Annotated in this window: 13 protein-coding genes; 7 read left to right on the forward strand and 6 right to left on the reverse strand. The window is 68.1% G+C overall.

The annotated features are described in order from the left end of the window. Positions 1-91: 91 nt before the first annotated feature. From D1350_RS19540 to D1350_RS19550, 3 genes are all read right to left on the reverse strand, one after another. Positions 92-706: a tetratricopeptide repeat protein gene (locus D1350_RS19540; RefSeq protein WP_125777729.1), complete on the reverse strand. Its 615-nt coding sequence runs from the start codon at positions 704-706 to the stop codon at positions 92-94. Positions 707-794: 88 nt separating this feature from the next. Beyond that, entirely contained in the window at positions 795-1,595 is an 801-nt protein-coding gene (locus D1350_RS19545) for a VanZ family protein (protein WP_206074611.1), read from the reverse strand. 95 nt (positions 1,596-1,690) lie between these two features. Beyond that, positions 1,691-2,320, reverse strand: coding sequence for a TetR/AcrR family transcriptional regulator (locus D1350_RS19550; RefSeq protein WP_125777730.1), 630 nt, complete (start codon positions 2,318-2,320; stop codon positions 1,691-1,693). Between the two features lie 112 nt (positions 2,321-2,432). Between D1350_RS19550 and D1350_RS19555 the strand changes: the two genes are divergently transcribed. After that, positions 2,433-3,107: a DUF998 domain-containing protein gene (locus D1350_RS19555; protein ID WP_125777731.1), complete on the forward strand. Its 675-nt coding sequence runs from the start codon at positions 2,433-2,435 to the stop codon at positions 3,105-3,107. Positions 3,108-3,222: 115 nt separating this feature from the next. On the opposite strand, the gene D1350_RS19560 is transcribed toward D1350_RS19555, so the two are convergent. Then, positions 3,223-4,302: a class I SAM-dependent methyltransferase gene (locus D1350_RS19560; protein ID WP_125777732.1), complete on the reverse strand. Its 1,080-nt coding sequence runs from the start codon at positions 4,300-4,302 to the stop codon at positions 3,223-3,225. A gap of 389 nt (positions 4,303-4,691) precedes the next feature. Here D1350_RS19560 and D1350_RS19565 point away from each other — a divergent pair, with 389 nt between their 5' ends. The 3 genes from D1350_RS19565 (at position 4,692) to D1350_RS19575 (ending at position 6,236) form a co-directional block, all read left to right on the forward strand. Then, a complete protein-coding gene (locus tag D1350_RS19565) occupies positions 4,692-5,195 on the forward strand; it encodes an HAD domain-containing protein (protein WP_125777733.1) in 504 nt (167 codons plus the stop codon). A gap of 43 nt (positions 5,196-5,238) precedes the next feature. After that, positions 5,239-5,517 (forward strand): hypothetical protein, encoded by a 279-nt coding sequence (locus tag D1350_RS19570; protein ID WP_125777734.1) that lies wholly within the window; start codon positions 5,239-5,241, stop codon positions 5,515-5,517. A gap of 122 nt (positions 5,518-5,639) precedes the next feature. Further along, a complete protein-coding gene (locus D1350_RS19575) occupies positions 5,640-6,236 on the forward strand; it encodes a hypothetical protein (protein WP_125777735.1) in 597 nt (198 codons plus the stop codon). 196 nt (positions 6,237-6,432) lie between these two features. Here the strand turns inward: D1350_RS19575 and D1350_RS19580 are convergent, their stop codons facing one another. Then, positions 6,433-7,650 carry an MFS transporter gene (locus D1350_RS19580; RefSeq protein WP_125777736.1) on the reverse strand — a complete coding sequence of 406 codons (1,218 nt, stop codon included), beginning with the start codon at positions 7,648-7,650 and terminating at the stop codon, positions 6,433-6,435. Positions 7,651-7,719: 69 nt separating this feature from the next. Between D1350_RS19580 and D1350_RS19585 the strand changes: the two genes are divergently transcribed. Continuing rightward, the gene (locus D1350_RS19585) at positions 7,720-8,271 is read left to right on the forward strand and encodes an Lrp/AsnC family transcriptional regulator (RefSeq protein WP_240644228.1); all 552 of its coding nucleotides are present in this window, start codon (positions 7,720-7,722) and stop codon (positions 8,269-8,271) included. A 183-nt stretch (positions 8,272-8,454) separates the two neighbouring features. Here the strand turns inward: D1350_RS19585 and D1350_RS19590 are convergent, their stop codons facing one another. Further along, complete coding sequence (locus tag D1350_RS19590) at positions 8,455-9,342, reverse strand: alpha/beta fold hydrolase (protein ID WP_125777738.1); 888 nt, start codon at positions 9,340-9,342, stop codon at positions 8,455-8,457. Between the two features lie 205 nt (positions 9,343-9,547). On the opposite strand from D1350_RS19590, the gene D1350_RS19595 reads away from it, so the two are divergent. Both D1350_RS19595 and D1350_RS19600 read left to right on the forward strand, forming a co-directional pair. After that, positions 9,548-15,253: a hypothetical protein gene (locus tag D1350_RS19595; RefSeq protein WP_125777739.1), complete on the forward strand. Its 5,706-nt coding sequence runs from the start codon at positions 9,548-9,550 to the stop codon at positions 15,251-15,253. Continuing rightward, complete coding sequence (locus tag D1350_RS19600; RefSeq protein ID WP_125777740.1) at positions 15,250-16,434, forward strand: hypothetical protein; 1,185 nt, start codon at positions 15,250-15,252, stop codon at positions 16,432-16,434. The genes D1350_RS19595 and D1350_RS19600 overlap by 4 nt, the downstream gene beginning before the upstream one ends. Positions 16,435-16,571 lie beyond the last annotated feature (137 nt).

Genomic DNA, 16,571 nt, shown 5'->3' on the forward strand with positions numbered 1-16,571 from the left:
CGACGCCGTCACCACCGCCGCCGACCCCAACACCATCGCAGGCGACCTCCTGGACTGGATCAACCAACGCTGACCCATTCCGAAACACGCCCTAGTCGGCCAGGAGGGCGATCTCCTCGTCGACGTACTCGTCGCTGGTGCCTAACGCTTCGTGCTCCGCCTTGAGCCGCTGCTGGATCTCAAGGGCTTCGGCGCGACGTCCGAGGTTGCGCAGAGCCCACGCCACCATCCACCTAGCGACGCGCGTGCGTCGGTCGTCACCGATCCGCTCCCGGGCGTCGAGGGCCTCCTCGAACGCAGCCAGTGCCTGGTCCCAGTTGCCTGCGTCGGCGTGGACCATGCCGATGTTGTTGAGGATTGAAGCGTCCCAGTCGCGGGCGGCTGGTTGTGTGGAGGAGCGCGCGAGATCGAGTGCGGCGTGGTTGGCGTCGAGCCGGTGTTCGTCCTGCACGACAAGCGCCACCATGTGCAAGGCGTCGACGGCAAGCGCGTCGAGCCCTGCGGCCCGAGCCGTCCTTGCCGCGGCTTCGAAGAACGATCTGGCCTCGTCTGGTCGCCCGGAGGACCGGATCACACGGCCGCGCTCCAAGCCTGTACGAACGACCGCCTCGGGTGTCCCGGGAGTCAGATCGTCGAGCACCGCGTGGGCTGTCGCGAATGCCTCCTGAAGCCCGAGCGCGCGCGCCACCTGCGTCAGCCAGATCACCCGCTCGTCATCGGTCGCGAGGCGGGCGGCCTCACGGAACCGTCGCCCGTCGTCGTGGTGAGCCTCGGTACCTCACCGAACGTTGTGCTCAGCCGGTCGCTGCCGGCGCCTGTCGAGCTAGAGCCGACGGCGCTTCCGCTGTCGCCCGCCACCAGACTCGGGAGGCCAGCGCGCCGAGGACGGCGCCGGACGTGTTGAGCAGCACGTCGTCCACGGACGACACCCGATCCAGTCGCAGCACGTACTGTGCCGTCTCGATCAGGATCGAACAGCCCAGCGCGAGTGCCAGGATCCGAGGCAGGGACGCCAGGGCTGTGAACCGCATCGGGGTGAAGAAGCCGAGGGCCGCCAAGATCAGTAGGTTGCCGATGATCCCCCCGGCGCCCATCGTCGCCAGGTCTTGCAGCGGTACCACGCTCAACCGACCTGGGACTGTGCCCGCACCGGAGCCTGGCATGAGGGTCAACCACACCAGCGGTACGGTCCCGTAGACCATGCCCACCTCGGCCAGCGACATCCGCCACGCGGAGGTGACACCTGCGGCGAGCCGACGACGCGCCAGGGCCCACACCGTCAGGGCGGCCAACGGCAAGGCGACCAACAACATGAGCATCACGCCGTTGAAGGTGTCGAAGCATCCGTGCCACCGGCCGGCCAGGCACGCCGGAGCGGACATCATGAGCGGGCGCCGCAGCGCGTACACGAAGCTCGCCAGGGCGAGGAGAGCGAGGCAGAAAAGCGCGATCCTCAGTGGGCGAGGAGGCGGTCGTGACGCAGAGAAGTGCATGCGCACATTGTGGACCGACGCCTGTAGCAGCGGCGTGAGTGGTTCTCGATACTTCCGCGCCTGGCCGAGGACCTGATCGAGGAGTTCTCGATCCGCTCGCACGCGATCAAACAGGCCAAAGACCGTGGCGGGCCGCCGGCAAGCCGACGGCAACCAGAGGGACCGATCGCACAGCGGATCGATCCCCGGCGAGCCCCCTATCCGGCTTGCGGGCGGTAGGCGCGCAGGAACGCCTCCGCCCCGGCAGTGGCGCGCTGCTCGACGCGCCGGACTGATGGCGGGGGCGCCCCGAACATGCCTCGGTCCAGGTCGGCGCCCATCACGAGGTACGCGAAGTGCTCCGCGGCGACGTCGGCGTCGGACACAATGAGCGTGCCCGTGGCGGCAAGGCGCGCGAGGAGGCGCGCGATCGCGCCGAGCATGCGTTCGGGGGCGCGACGGCGGTACTCGGCGACGAGCTCGGGGAACCGGTCGGCCTCGGCGATCAGCATGCGGCGTGTCGGGACCGCGGGGCCGGTGAGGACGGCCCGCGCCATGCGGCGCGCGAGGGCGGGAAGCTCCGCGACGTCGTCGTAGGAGGACAGCTCCTCGTCCAGGGCGGCCGCGAGCGCCTCGGCAACCTCGATGGAGCGGGCCACGACCTGGCGGAACAGGGTCTCCTTGTCGCCGAAGACGTTGAACACGGTGCGCTTGGCGACTCCGGCGCCGGCGGCGACGTCCTCCATGCTGGTGGCGGCGTAGCCCTGGGCGACGAATCGGGCCGCCGCCGCGTCCAGGACCGCGGCACGGGAGCGGAGCACACGGGGGTCGGGCTGCTGCCGGGGCATGCCGGATCTTAACCCGGCCGATGTACTAATGCACCGATGAGTGCAAGAGTGGTTGCTCGTCTACCGGGTGACGGCGCCCTGCAGAGGGGCGCCCCGGAACGAGGAGTACGAGATGCCTGAGAACGAGACGACACCGGCCGGCGACTTCGACACCGGCGCGGCAGTCACCCGATCACTGCTGGGCTGGGGTGTTGTCGCCGGCCCGTTCTACCTCGTCGTCGGACTCGTTTTTGCGCTGACCCGGCCCGGGTTCGATCTGGGCCGCCACGCGCTGAGCCACCTCATGCTCGGAGAGCACGGCTGGTTGCAGACCGCCAACCTCGCCCTCTCCGGGCTGATGACCCTCGCCGCCGCGTACGGGTTCCTCCGAGCGATCCGCTCCGGGCGTGGACTCGCGCTCGGTGCGCTCACCGGGGTCTACGGGCTGTGCCTGGTGCTCTCGGCGATCTTTCCTCCGGACCCCGTGCCTGGCTTCCCACCCGGGTCGGCCGGCGACACCTTCACCACGAGCGGCATCCTGCATCTGCTGTTCGGCGCGCTCGGGTTCGCCGCTCTGGGAGCGGCCGCGATCACCCACGGGCTATGGGCACGCCGCCAGGGCGACCGGCGCCGCGGGACGCTGTCGATCGTGCTCGGCATCCTGACCATCGTGACGTTCTTCGCGGGCGCGGGAACCGGCGCCGTCGGACTGATCTGGATCGGCGTCGTCATCGGATGGGCATGGCTCGCGCTTGCGTCGGCGCACGTGTACACCGTGGTGCCGCACCCCGTGCTGAGCCGCCGATAGCGGCTCAAGTGCTCATTGCGACATCCCGCCGCGACGAACGTCCGGTCCATCCCAGGACCGGTCGGGCGTCGCGTGCGGGCTGGAGCCCGCGGACACCGGACAGATCAGAACGCTCTCAGCTGATCCGGTAGAAGCGGAAGAACGAGAAGTCGTCGATCGGCAGGATCTCGAGCTCCTCGAAGCCGGCGGCCTGGGCGTACTCCTGCAGGCGGGACGGACGCATCACCGTCCCGGTGGCCATGCTCGGACGGCTGGAGCGACCGTCGGGCAGACAGACGAAAAGGCTGAAGCCGTACATCAGGCGTTCGACCTCGTCACCGTCCGGAGCGAACGAGTCGGCCACGGCCTCGTCCATCACGATCAACGGAGCGCCGGGCGCCAGCGACTTGCGGACGGCCGCGAGCACCTCGACCGGTCGGGGCATGTCGTGGACGCACTCAAAGGCGAAGGCCACGTCGTATTGGTCGGCCGGAAGGTCGGCGGCGTCACCGTGGGAGAACCGAATCTGGTCCGAGACGCCGGCGGCTCGGGCGTTGTCAGTGGCCATCGATACGGACGGTTGGTCGATGTCGATCCCGTGGACCGTGGCGGTGGGGTACGCACGGCTCAGCGCGATGCTCGACCAGCCGCCACCGCAGCCGACGTCGAGGATGCGGACGCCGGGACGGGAGAGCAGGGCGTGCAGGTCCCCGATGCCAGTGAGCGCGTCGGCCAGCTGGTGCTCGAACCACGGCCGGTTCGCGTCCGCCTGTCCCTGTCGTGCGTCATCGCCGAGCTCGTCCCAGCTCACTCCGCCACCGGTGCGGTAAGCCTCGAGCAACTGGGGGAGTGCGGGACCGACCGCGCCGAACATCCGGCCGATGGGAGCCAAGAAGTTGAGGCTGTTCTGATTGGTCAGCACCTCTGCGGTGCCCGGCGGGATGCTGAAGACGCGTTCGTCGGCGGAGCCATCCGAGTCGAGGTGCAGCAGGCCGGTGACAGCTTGCTGCTCCAGCCATTCGCGGGCGTAGCGAGCGTCCGTGCCGGTTCGTGTGGCTAGCTGGGGCGGCGTTGCCGGACCATCCTCGGCCAGTGAGCGGTACCAGCCCAGGCGATCTCCCAGGAACGTCGACAGCAGGTCGACAGTGCCGAGGACAGCGCCGACGAGGCGTTGGGCGACCGCATCGGCTGAAGCCGAGCCCATGCTGGGTTCCATCGTTCCACGGTCCACCTGCCTGGTCTGCCGCACCACCCCGAGAGCGGGGGATCTTTCGGACGGACCGCGGCGAGTTGGTCGGCTGTCGCGCCGAAACGGGGCCGGGCAGGCCGACTGGATCCTCCTGGATGACGTCGTCGTGATGTCCGCCGGTGGGCTTGTCATGTACTCGGCACGGAGCTCGCAGGCCGCCGCGGCGTTTCAGGAACGGTTCGCTGCGGACTGGTTTGACGGCTGAGGTCCGCCAGGCCCCTGCGCAGGACTGCAAGACAGAAATGGGCCATGGAGACCTGTCCTGCCCCTCTGGGTTCGGGTCGTGCGTGTTGATCGTGGCCTGCCATCGTCTGGGAGAGAGTCCCGCACGGAGAGCCGGGCGCTATCGTTCGGGCGTGACCGACGCCGAGCGCCCGCTGCTGTTTCTCGACGTCGACGGGACGTTGCTTCCGTTCGGTGGCACGGGGATGCTTCCGCTGCCGTGCAAGTACGACCCGTCCGAGACGGCGCGTCCCGAGCTGGACCTGATCGATCCGACTCTCGGGCCGCTGCTGATGGCCTTGCACTGTGATGTGGTGTGGGCGACGGCGTGGATGGGCGACGCGAACGACGTCGTCGCAACGCGCGCTGGGCTCCCCGTGTTGCCGGTGGCCGACCTGCCGGATTACGGCGACGGTGATCCGGACGGACTGGGCTGGAAGACTCGGGCCCTGGTCCGGGAGGCGGCGGGCCGCCCTTTCATCTGGGTCGACGACGACATCAGCGAGATGGACCGCTGGTGGATCGAGCTTGAGCACCCCGGACCGGCCCTGGCGTTCCGGGTCGAGCCCGCCGTCGGACTGACCGCCGCCGGTATCGAGCAGATCGCCGCCTGGATGCAGAGCCTGGGCAAGGCATGACCTCGTTCAGCAGCGGATGCGCGGAACTGGAGTGGGGTTCAGGATGACGATCGGCAGCGCTGGCTCGTCGGTGGTCCGGGTTCGTGGCTACTGGGACGAGGAGGACGAGTGGCACTGGCTTGAGCTCGACGGCGAGGGGTATGCCGTCCGGCATGCCGTCTTCCGGAACGGCGCTCCGGTCACCGCCGCGGTCCGAGCCGATCTGGAGAAGGCCTTCCAGCGTGCCGGGGTGCTCGGGTTCAGGTTTACGAGGCGTCCTACGGTGTGCTCGCAGAAGGCATCTGCACCCCGCATCAGCACGACCCGGCAGTCATCCCCGTGACCCGTCAGGAGTTCGACCAGGCCTTCCGCGCTGCCGTCAGGCACCTGAGCTTCCAGCCCGTGACGACCGGCCCTTACCCGGACGGACTGCGAGTCGAGGGCACACCATGACTGGTCGACACCATGAGCCCGCGTAGCCCGCAGCGGCCGTGGCTCGGCAGCGTCGAGATGCGGACCTTCCTGCCATCCGGCCAGGGTCACCTGACACCGATCGCGGAGGCCCGTCCGCCTCGCCACTGGAACCCCCACCAAGGCGGCAGCGTCGAGCTGGTCGTCAACGGCCGCACGCTGATCTCACGCGAGTGGTGGGACGACGTCGAGAACCTCTGGCTGCTTCTCGCCGGACTGATCGGCTCGCTAAATCAGGGCTGGGCGTACAGCACCATGTCCTACCCCGGTCAACCGATCCCGGTCGGACTGGCGCACCAGGCCGACGACATGGTCGTCCTCATTGCGGGAAGCGGCGAGGACCGCCGCCGGGCCGTGGCGGACAAGCACACGTTATTCGAAGCATTCTGCCGGGCCGGGATCGAAGCGTTCGACCACTTCGAGAGGCTCGGGGGCGGCTGGCACGCAGCAACCTCCAGACAAGCGCTCGTCGACTGCCTCGACGGCCTCTACCAGGGCGCATGGCCATCTTCCAGGCAGCATGCGTGCACGGGATCGGCACGCGAACGAGAGATGACGCAGCTCTTCGGGGTTCACCGTTTGGCCTGGTAGGCACGATGAGAGGATCGTCAAGCTACCGCACCACCCAGTGGGGCCGATGGAGGCGATCTTCGAGCTGAGGTGGGTGAGGCGCAGGATCTTGGCGACCTGCCGATGCTCGGGATCAGGGACCAGCCCGGTCCAGTCCCTGTTCATGCTGCCTACTCCTTCACGAAACGATCGGCGATGACGGCACCCAGTGGTCGGCTCAGATGGACACGGCGAGGCGCTGGTCGGGTGTGGAACCAGGGCCGAGCGGGATCCGGGACGCCACGAGGACGCCCCCGATCATGAGACTCACGGCGGCGCCGGCGACGGCGAGCGCCGGATAGCCGGCGGTCCCCGACACGGCGCTGGCGCCGAGCCCGCCAACGACGGCCGCCACGCCGGCGGCGATCTCTCCCACGCCCTCCCGGTGTGGCCGCGACGGCGCGGGGACTCCGTGCGTGAGCAGGGCGCTGCCGGAGACCAACCCGAGGTTCCATCCCACTCCCAGGCCGACCATCGCAACGCCCAGCGCCGGTCCGTCGGTGAGCAAGGCCGCCGACACGCAGGCCGCGACCAGCACGGCTCCGGCGATCAACCCGGTGTTGCCGGCCCCCAGCCTCGTTGCCAGCCAGCCACTGACCGGGCTGGGAGCGAACATGGCTGTGATGTGGGCGCTGACCACGGCGCCGATCGCCCCCAGGCTCGCCCCGTGGTGGTGCATCTGGATCGGCGCCATCGTCATCACTCCGACCATGACCAGGTTGGAGAGAGCCAGGGTCATCAATCCGCAGAAGGAGGTCCGGTCGGGTCGGCGCGACCGTGGCGAGCGGGGCTTCCGGTGTCGGTCCGGTGGAAGCGACCGACGCGTCCGCCAAGCGGCGATGCCCGCCAAGACGTAGGCCGTCCCACTTATCGCGTAGGCCCCCGTCACCGGCGCCACCCCATCGCCAGCCGCGAGCAGCGGGGTCAGTCGAGCGGCGGGCGCCAACAGGTTCGGTCCCAGGACGGCGCCGATGGTCGCGACCGCGAGGACCCTGGCCACGGCACGTGCCTGGTCGAGGTCCGGGCGAAGCTGCTGGCCGGCGTACCGCGCGAGCATCACCGCCGTGTTGCCGGCACCCAGCAGCAGGCTGCCGAGCAGCACACCGACGAGGGCCAGAGCCGGCACGGCACCCAGCGGCGTGGCAACCGCGCCGACGACCACGGCACAGCCGAGCGCCCCGACGACACACCCCCCGGTGAGCGACGCCGCCCGCCCGGCGCGTGCGGCCAGCCTCGCCAGGGGCAGGACCGAGGCCGCCGCCCCGATGACGAGCATCGTCTGGGGAGCTCCAGCCAGCACGGCGGAGCCGCTCACCTCTTCGGCAAGCAGGCTGCCCGCCGCACCGGCCAGCGATTGCGCGGTCGCTCCGAGGGCCACCGCGCCGAAGAGAGCCACCGTCGGAGGGTGCCCGCGTTGCAACATGAGGACTACGGTAGAGAGGCAAATGTCCGTATGGAATGGGCTATGAATGCCGTTGAGCCCCTCCCGCCTTCTGATCGGAAAGTAGACGTCGCGATGACCCTTTCGCCGACCGATCTCGACGAAACCGACTGGCTGATCCTCTCCGAGCTGCAGAGCGACGGCCGACTCTCGTTCAAGGAACTCGGGCGCCGCATCCACATGTCGGCACCCGCGGTGGCCGAACGAGTACGACGGCTGGAAGCCTCCGGCGTCATCACCGGATACGGCGCCCAGGTCGACGCGGCCGCCGCGGGCCTACCGATCCTTGCCTTCCTACAGCTGAGGTGCCGGCCCTCCGACTGTCTCCTCCGCACCACCTCGGCCGAGGACTACCCGGAGATCATCGAGGTTCACAAGCTCTCCGGAGAGTTCTGCACGATGCTCAAGGTGAGGGCGGCCTCCCTGCGCCACTTCGAAGGGCTCGTGGAGCGGCTCGGTCAGCACGGCGACATGCGAACCCACATCGTGATGTCGACCCAGTACGCCGGACGACCGGTTGCACCGGTCGTGGAAGACCGTCCAGTGACACGCCCCGAGGGCTGGGCGAGCCGCTGAATACCGGACCCCGGAGAACCGCTCGCGGCTCTGACCAGCCAGGATGCGCTTGACCTGGGCAGAAAAATCACCATGAGCGACCAGCGGGCGCGGGTCAGGGGCGAGGACTCCGCGTCGACAGGCACGGACGGACACTATGCGCCGGGCCGGGCGCGGTGACGTGCCCGTTCGTGGGGTGAGCGGTCAGGCGAAGCCGTCGATGGCCTCGACCATCAGGCGGACGGTCGTGGGGCCGCCGTGCCCCTCGTCCTCGACGATCGTCAGGCGGCTCGCGGGCCAGGCCTGGTGCACCTGCCACGCGGTCACCGCCGGACCGCTGACGTCACGACGACCGTGGAGCAGGACAGCAGGCAGCCGGGCGAGCCGGTCCATGCGGTCGAGGATGCCGTGGGGGCCGAGGAACGCGTCGTTCGACCAGTAGTGCGCCACGAGGGTCGCGAAGTCCAGCAGGCGTTGCGGGTCGGTGAACAAGGGTCCCGGCTCCCGCGCGAGATCGAGAGACACGTGCGTGGTCTCCCAGTCCCCCCACGCGGCGGCTGCGCGTTCCCGCTCGGCGCGGGTCCCGTTGCGCAGCACGCGGGCGTAGGCGTCGACGACGCGTTCGCCGTCGTGCCGTTCGACGGTAGCAGCGAACCTGTCCCAGGCTTCGGGGAAGATGCGCCCGACGTGCTCGGTGATCCAGTCCACCTCGGTCCGGCTCGTGGTCGTGACGGCGAACAGCGCGATCTCGCTCACCCGTTCGGGGTGCGCCTGGGCGTAGGCGAGGGCAAGGGTCGAACCCCACGAGGCGCCGGTGACGAGCCACCGTTCGACGCCGAGATGCTCGCGCAGCGCCTCGAGGTCGTCGATCTGAGCCTGGGTCGTGTTGGTGGCCAGCGTCTCGGGGTGGTCCGACACGAGCGGGCGCGAACGCCCGCAGCCGCGCTGATCGAGCCCGACGACGAGGTACTTCTCGCCCGAGCGTCGGGCGCCGAAGGTGGGTGAGCAGTGCGGGCGGTGCCGGCGGCCGATCCCCTGCCTACTCAGCCTGTCAGGGCGACTCGGAGCGGGTGGCAGTCCCGGGTGAAGCATGCGGGTGAAAAGGGGACAATGGGTTGGCTGTCCGGCAGTTGCCTCGGCCGATGCGCGTATCGTCGTGCGCGGACATTCACCGGACCCTGACCAGCGGAAAGCGGCTCAGACGCTGTGCGCAATTCCATGGCCGTGCGTCAGCGACGGATGTCCCGACAGCCAGGTCACCGTGGACGGGAGAGCGCCAGTGCACCACGACGGGGTCGTGCGCGACGACGATGCCGAGGTGACGGATCGGCTGCCATCACGGGACCAGATCAGGAACGCCTTTGACGTCCACGCTGCGGTTGCGCGAGCACTCGACGGCGTGTCGAAGGAGGAGTTGTGGACCGAGGTCGCGCGCCTCGACTCACACTTCAAGGATCACGTCCTTCAAGCGCTGAACCTAGCGCGTGGATCGAAGCTGTCGCGACAGCTTTCCGGACGGATTCTCGATGTACTCGTCCGAGGTGGGGCAGCGGGCGATCGTATGTTGGATGCAGTGACTCGTTACGGGGCCCCTGTCACCCAGCTCGGGCGTAGCACCGCCCTTGTGCTTCTCGGTGCCATGCCCTCAACCGATCTGGTGCCAACTGCCGACGAGCAAGAGCTCCTCGACGTGCTCGTGACCTACGAACCTGAGCGCTTTCAGCACCGCCTCTCCCTGATTCGTGCTGCCTGTGCATCGCAGGCGTCGAATGCTCTCCTCGCAATCGCACTGCTCGCCGCCGATGACGCGCCCGCGCGCATGGCGTACGCGAGCCTCGCCGCGGGCTGTGAGAGCTTGCCCGACGAGCCTGCGACGCTTGAGTCCGTGCGTGCGCTTGTGCCATGCACCATGTCCGACGCCGGGGAACGGGCCACCGGAGCCGAGTCCGCAGCTGCCCCGAGCAGTCCCGTGTCGGAAGTCGTCTATGCCGCGTGGGACGACGCCGATGCGACTCTGGAGGTGCTCGAGACCCTCATCACAGATGCCCCGCAGGTCGGAACGTCGCTTGCCACGGTTGCGGGTGACGTTGCGGCCGCAACTGTCGACCTTGCGATGTCGACCGTCCTTGCCCGAACTATTGAGTGGGTGAACAGTGCGTCCGCCTTCCTGCCAGACGGGGGAAGCCTTACGGACGTCGCGGCAGTCCTTCGCAGGGATGCCGAGGTTCGACGTGAGGAGGCTGCGCGGCGGGACGTCGAGCTGACTGAACTCCGGGAGCTTCTCGAGGCTGTGCGTTCGTTCGAGGACTCGGGCAAGTCGAATTTCGCGGATAACCTGCTGCGAGGCTCCGGCTTCGAGAGGGTTGAGGACCTCATCGCGCGTGTTGCCGAAGCAAGTGGTGAGGCACTCCCCGAGACCCAGCGTCCGATTGACGACCGCGTGGATGCTCAGGAAGACCAGGCGCTTGCGCAAGACGCGCCAGGACCCGAGGACGTGACGGCGCCCGCAGTTGGACCCGTGCCGGCTTCGGAGCCCGAGGGACAAGTCGTGCGCGAGTCGCAGCCCGGGCCGGAACCGGAACCGGATCCCGCACTTGAGGCCGAGGCGGACTTCGCGACGGAGCCGAGGCAGGACCCGGGTGACGGCGCTGTTGAGACACCTACCCGCGCCCGCCTTGAAGCCAGCGGTGCGGAGGCTGACCCGGCCGCTCTGAGTCCCTGGGACGACGGCACGATCGCCTCACTCATCATGCAGGGCAGGGACGCCCTGGCCGCGCTCGTCGCCGAGGCGGAGGGCGTGGAGCCCGAGAAGGCTGCCGCGCTCCGCCTCTTCACGGGCGCGTTCCAGTGCTCGGATGCGACGCTTCTTGACGGTGATCTCGCGTCCCTTGACCTGACGCCGGACCAGCGGGACGCGCTTGACCCGGACGGCGCGAGGGTCTTCCTGGCGGCGGTAGCCCGAATCGCGATGACCTTCGGGTTCTCCCCGTTTGGGCCGCTGGACGACCTGGTGATCCGGGCAAGGGTCACCGATCATCCGGCGGAGCAGGTCATGGGCGAGGTGGCGATGCTCGCCAAGACCGAGTACCGCCACCAGCAACTCTCCGACGACGCGTTCGTTACTCCCGATGACTGGGCGGCGCTTGCCGCCCGTGCTGAGGAGCTTCGACAGCAGCTTGGCAGCCCCAACGTCATCAACTACCAGCGCGCAGCGAGGATCTTGCGGCATCTCGTCCGTGACGAGAACGAGCTCGGCCGCGGCCTTTCGGCTGTGGCCCGTGGTGCCAAGGCAGCCGCTGACGAGGCTGGTGCTCGCCCGCAGGACTGGGCGGAGATCCGATCACTCCGGGACGAACTGCGGGATCCGGGTCGGACTGAGCGGATGGTTGCTGACGCTGACCGCGTTGTGCACACGCCGCAGAAGCACCGGGAGCCGATCAAGCACGCCGCCCAGCGGCGCCTTCGGGACCTCCTCGACACCGTCGCCGACACGCTGGACGACGCGCTTGGCCTGGCAGCCCGTACTTCGATACCGCCTCGCGGTGCTGGACAGGCGTCGACGAACAGGCTGATGGCTGCGTTGAACGCCTACTCGCAGACGCCGAACGAGCTGGTCGGTGACGCCGCGCTGGACCGCATCGTCCAATGGCTGTTGAACCCGTCGCCCGCGCGGGGCGGCGCTGACGTGCCGGTCCGCGTTCTAATCGAGAACGAGATGGATCCGATCTACGAGATCCCTCGGGACGCTGACGGGCACCCGATCCACGGGCCAACCCGTAAGGACCTCAAGACTCTGATCGCTGGCCGGAATCCAGCCGACATCATCGTCGGGTATGCGCGGCTGGGCAACGATGCGGCGTCCGCCGCCTTCCGAGTCCGAATGAATGTCACGCTAGACGCGGCGGCCGAGGAGGTCGCCGCGAGGGCCCGGGTTGACCTGCAGAGTCGTCGCCGGCAAGCGATTGATGACGTCGACCGCACCATCGGTCGTCTGCGCTCGCTCAACGACGACGACCGCGCGCGCCAGTTGCTCGCACGTCTCGGCAAGTTTCGGACCGAGCCCGAGAACAGAAGGTCTGATCTCGCCCTTGAGGCGATCCGCACGATCGCCGCGGAGGCCGAGTCCAGGCTCGAGGAGATTCGACGTAACCTGCGGACCCAGCTCGCTGAGGTTGGCGACGAGGAAGCGCGTGGCCGAATCGAGGCTCTCCTTGCGAGCGACAACGAGCCACTCGCGCTGGAGTTCATCAGCCGATACATGACCGGCAGGCCGCTTCCCGAGGTGCCAGCGCTCGGGGGTGACGACTTCGCCGAGTTCTACCCGCGAGTCGTCCAGCTTGCTGAGAAGGCCACGGCACCCGGGACCGACACGGTGCGAGTGGTGCGGAGAGCGCTCGGCACTGGCGGCGAGCCTGCGACGCCCGTGCTCGAGCGTGGCCTGCGCGCGTGGGAAGCCCTGGGCGCGCAGAAGCGGGGGCGCGGGTCAAGCTCAACGGACGACTATCTGTCTCAGGTGCTCCGGATGATCGGACTCGTCCCGCGACCGAACACCCAGCCGCGCGATATCACCAAGCGCAAGAACGCCGGCGTCGCGACGTGGGAGGTCGCGGCGACACCGATCGACCGGTCGTACGTGCCCGAGTTCGGAACACAGACCAACGGCCGGTTCTATGTCACAGTCATCTGGGACGCGCCATCGGCCAAGCGGGTCCTGGAGACCCTCGAACCTGCGTGGAGCACCCGCGCCAACGTCATCCTGTACTTCGGCACGCTCCCTGTTGAGCAGCGCCGCCTGCTGCGCCGCGCGTGCGCGGCCCAGCGCATGTCCCCGCTCGTGATCGATGACGCGGTCGTCGCGTGGCTCACGACCCGCTCCGAGCAAGGGTGGCGCATCACGCAGCGGGTAACGCTGCCATTCACGGCTGTGAACCCGTTCACGCCGTTCGCACGTGGCGAGGTACCTGACGAGATGTTCGTCGGCCGCGAGCAGGAGCAGGCTGACATCATTGATCCAACCGGACCGATGTTCGTCTACGGCGGGCGTCAGCTCGGAAAGTCCGCGCTGCTACGCAAGGTCGAGCGGCGCTGGCGCGCCGAGCGCACACGGCAGGGTGACGAAGGCAACGACAGCGCGCCCCTTGCGATCTATCTGGACCTGAACGCTGAGGGTGTAGCGGGGGTCCCGGACAACCTCTGGCCCGTGCTAGGCCGTCGGCTGGTCGATGACGGCATCGCAACGGCCTCCACCAGGTGGACGGCTGAAACGACAGTCCGGGCGATCTCCGCCTGGCTCTCTGGCGACACCGGCCGCCAGCTGCTGCTTCTCCTCGACGAGTCGGACGCGTTCCTCACGGCCGACTCGCTGTCGAGCCACGGCACGGGCGAGCCGTTCCCCGCACTCCAGCGGCTGAAGGGGCTGATGCAAGAGTCGGCCGGCCGGTTCAAGACCGTCTTCGCCGGCCTGCACCAGGTGCAGCGCTTCTACGGGATGCGCAACCACCCGACGGGACACGGCGGCCGCGAGATCTTGGTCGGGCCTCTCCAGCCGACGGACGCCGCCGATCTCCTACGCAACCCACTGCACGCGCTCGGTTACCGGTTTGAGAGCGATGAAGCCCTGTGGCGGCTGCTGCTTGTCACTAACTATCAGGCAAGCCTGATCCAGATCATGGGCGAGGCGCTGATCCGCCACATGCTCGAACGCTACAGAGCGCCAGAGGACGGTGTGCGGGTAACAGTCACAGACCGCGATGTGGACGATGTCTTCGCCAAGCGCGACGTTCGGACGAGCATCGAGGAACGGTTCCGGTGGACGATTCGTCTCGACAACCGGTACTTCGTCATCGCGCTCGTGATCGCACTCCGGACGCTCGATGGCGTGCCTGGTGAGGGCTTCTCCGCCGACCAGATCCGCGAGGACTGCGAGGTCTACTGGCCCGCTGGGTTCGACCGGAGCGTGCTCTCAGCGCCGGAGTACCGTCGCTACCTCAGTGAGATGGTCGGCCTCGGAGTACTTTACGAGAGTGGTGCTGGCGTGCGGGCCGAGTACGGACTCAGCAACCAGGCCATCCTCGGCCTCCTCGGTACGCGTGAGGACCTTGAGGCGGACCTCGCCGACTGTGAGTCGCTTGAGGTCGACGTCGAGGCCAACCAGACGATGAACAGGCGGCTCTTGAGGGCACGAGACGGTCACGACCTGCGTGCACCACTGTCGGACGGTGAGCTCGCTGCACTGGTGAATCCGTTGCCGGGCACCCCGAAGAAGCAGATTGTGATCGGTACCAAGGCGCTCGGTATCGACCGTGTGGCGCAGGCAGTAGCCAGAGCTACCGAGGATGTTGGTGTCGCCCTCGTCGCCATCCGTAGCGTCTCCGAGGTCGCCGAGGAGCTCGCTAAGAAGGGCGAGCGCCACGTCATCATCGACCTTGCCTCGAAGGACGTCGACGACGCGGCGATCCGGGCTGTGATCTCGGCCGTGCCCGCCGAGGTGGGTACTCAGGTCACAGTCGTTCTCGACTCAAGGAACTACGAGGGCGCCGCGTCAATCCTCGACGGATGGGGCCGGATCTTGCTCCGGCGGTGGAGCGAGTCGGGACTCAAGTGCTGGCAGGACACGCCGTTCGTCGGGCCGGTGGACCGGCGCGATCTTCGGGAAGCGACGAGCGGGTGGACCGAGTTCGTCGAAACCACGGTCGCGCACGTCAACGACGGCCTGCAAAAGAACGCGGCACTCCAGGAGGTCAGCCAGTCAATTGCTGATTTGGAGCGCGCTCAGACGTTCCTCGAGGCGGTCGGAATCGACCTCCACGTGGCACGGCGGTGGACGGAGATCGATATGCCCGGACCGTGGGGGCTGGCAGAGATCGCCGAGATCCTCGGGGTTGAGGACGCGGCACCGATCGTCGAGGACCTCGTCCGCATCGACGCTGTCGATGAGACTGCCGAGGGCTGGAGCCTGGACCCGCTCGTCTTCGCGGCAACGCAGGCATTAACTCGCCCATGATCGGGAACCTCTGGAAGCTCCCAGGGCCGAAGGGTTACATCGCTGACATCGCTGCGAACGTCGCTCGCGGTAGACACGTGGTCGCGGTGCTTCCGGAGTACCTGTGCGCGGAGAACGTCACGGCCGAGCTAGCCGACGAACTCGTCGAAGTGATGGACGATGCGGCCCACCTGGGCGTCGGCGCAGATCGAAGTTTGGTCGACCAGGCCTGTGCCGACATATCGGACGACTTCGATGTGCACCCTGTGTCGGTCCGAGAACTGCTGGCCTGGGGAAACCCGAGGGCTCGCACCTTCGTACTTGACGCATCCGATCTCTCCGGGCGACGCAGACCGGAACTTCAACAGTTCCTCGAGCGGCTGGCGCATGACTCGCGCGTCACGGCTGACGGCTCGATCCGACTGGTCATCATCGCTCAGGCGCGAGACCTCCCGCCAGCCCTGAACCCGGACGGAGACGTCACCGTCGTGACCAGGTGGTTCTGGAATCGAGTAGCGCGGTGGGACACCGTTGCACATGTGGCGCTCGTAGAAGGCGGGCTCGATGTGGACACCCTCGCCGACGAGATTCGGGTGGAGACGATCGTCGAGCTTGCACGCTGGGATCTTCCCTATGCGACCAATGTGGCGGAGCGCTGGGCTCGTGATGGAGCGCTGCCCTCCGGTTCCGGGCGGCGTGCCGAACTTTGCGCAGCAGCGTCCATCGATGGTGTGACGCCGGCGAAAGTGGGCGCGTGGCCGCCGCCGCGCCTCGTGGACGCATGGAACGTGGGAGCTATCGACGGCTGGCGCGGACGTGTTTGTATCGCTCCCACGGCCGAGGACGACGCTGATCGCACAATGGAGCGCCATGTTTGGGCTGCGCAGGCCCGCGTCCTTCTGCCGTTCATCGAGACCAAGCGCATCCGCCTGGAGATGCACCTTCGTGAAGAGCTCGGCGCCGCTCGCTTCGACCGGGAGGTGGCGAGCGGGATGCCCGTCTACAGAGACCCCAACTACATTCAGGCGTCAGTTCCTGAAATCGCACTGCTTCGCGAGATTGCGCGGGTGGCGCGGCGCGACGAGCGACGAGCGACGTCTCTCGACCTCCTTAGAGACGCGCGGAATCGGCTTTCCCATCTGGTGCCGCTCACTCACGACGAAGTCGTTGCCATTGAGAGGGCGTGCCTCTGGCTTGGATGAGTGGTCCGCGGGATCCCGCCCGCAGTCGGTCCGACGGGGCTCAAGGTTGCGGAGGTGCGAGCTCGTCGGGGCTTCGATTCCGCTCACCATGGCGTTGCACCACTCCAACGCCCGACTTCCGATTCCCGCCAGCGAAC

The organism is Antribacter gilvus, assembly GCF_003946865.1.
GTDB classification, from domain to species: domain Bacteria; phylum Actinomycetota; class Actinomycetes; order Actinomycetales; family Cellulomonadaceae; genus Antribacter; species Antribacter gilvus.

Excerpts from the sequence above, each read along its gene's own strand:
- D1350_RS19550 (WP_125777730.1), bottom strand. The coding sequence starts at position 2,320 with ATGCCCCGGCAGCAGCCCGACCCCCGTGTGCTCCGCTCCCGTGCCGCG.
- D1350_RS19560 (WP_125777732.1), bottom strand. The coding sequence starts at position 4,302 with ATGGAACCCAGCATGGGCTCGGCTTCAGCCGATGCGGTCGCCCAACGC.
- D1350_RS19590 (WP_125777738.1), bottom strand. The coding sequence starts at position 9,342 with ATGCTTCACCCGGGACTGCCACCCGCTCCGAGTCGCCCTGACAGGCTG.
- D1350_RS19600 (WP_125777740.1), top strand. The coding sequence starts at position 15,250 with ATGATCGGGAACCTCTGGAAGCTCCCAGGGCCGAAGGGTTACATCGCT.
- D1350_RS19570 (WP_125777734.1), top strand. The coding sequence starts at position 5,239 with ATGACGATCGGCAGCGCTGGCTCGTCGGTGGTCCGGGTTCGTGGCTAC.
- D1350_RS19555 (WP_125777731.1), top strand. The coding sequence starts at position 2,433 with ATGCCTGAGAACGAGACGACACCGGCCGGCGACTTCGACACCGGCGCG.
- D1350_RS19585 (WP_240644228.1), top strand. The coding sequence starts at position 7,720 with ATGAATGCCGTTGAGCCCCTCCCGCCTTCTGATCGGAAAGTAGACGTC.
- D1350_RS19575 (WP_125777735.1), top strand. The coding sequence starts at position 5,640 with ATGAGCCCGCGTAGCCCGCAGCGGCCGTGGCTCGGCAGCGTCGAGATG.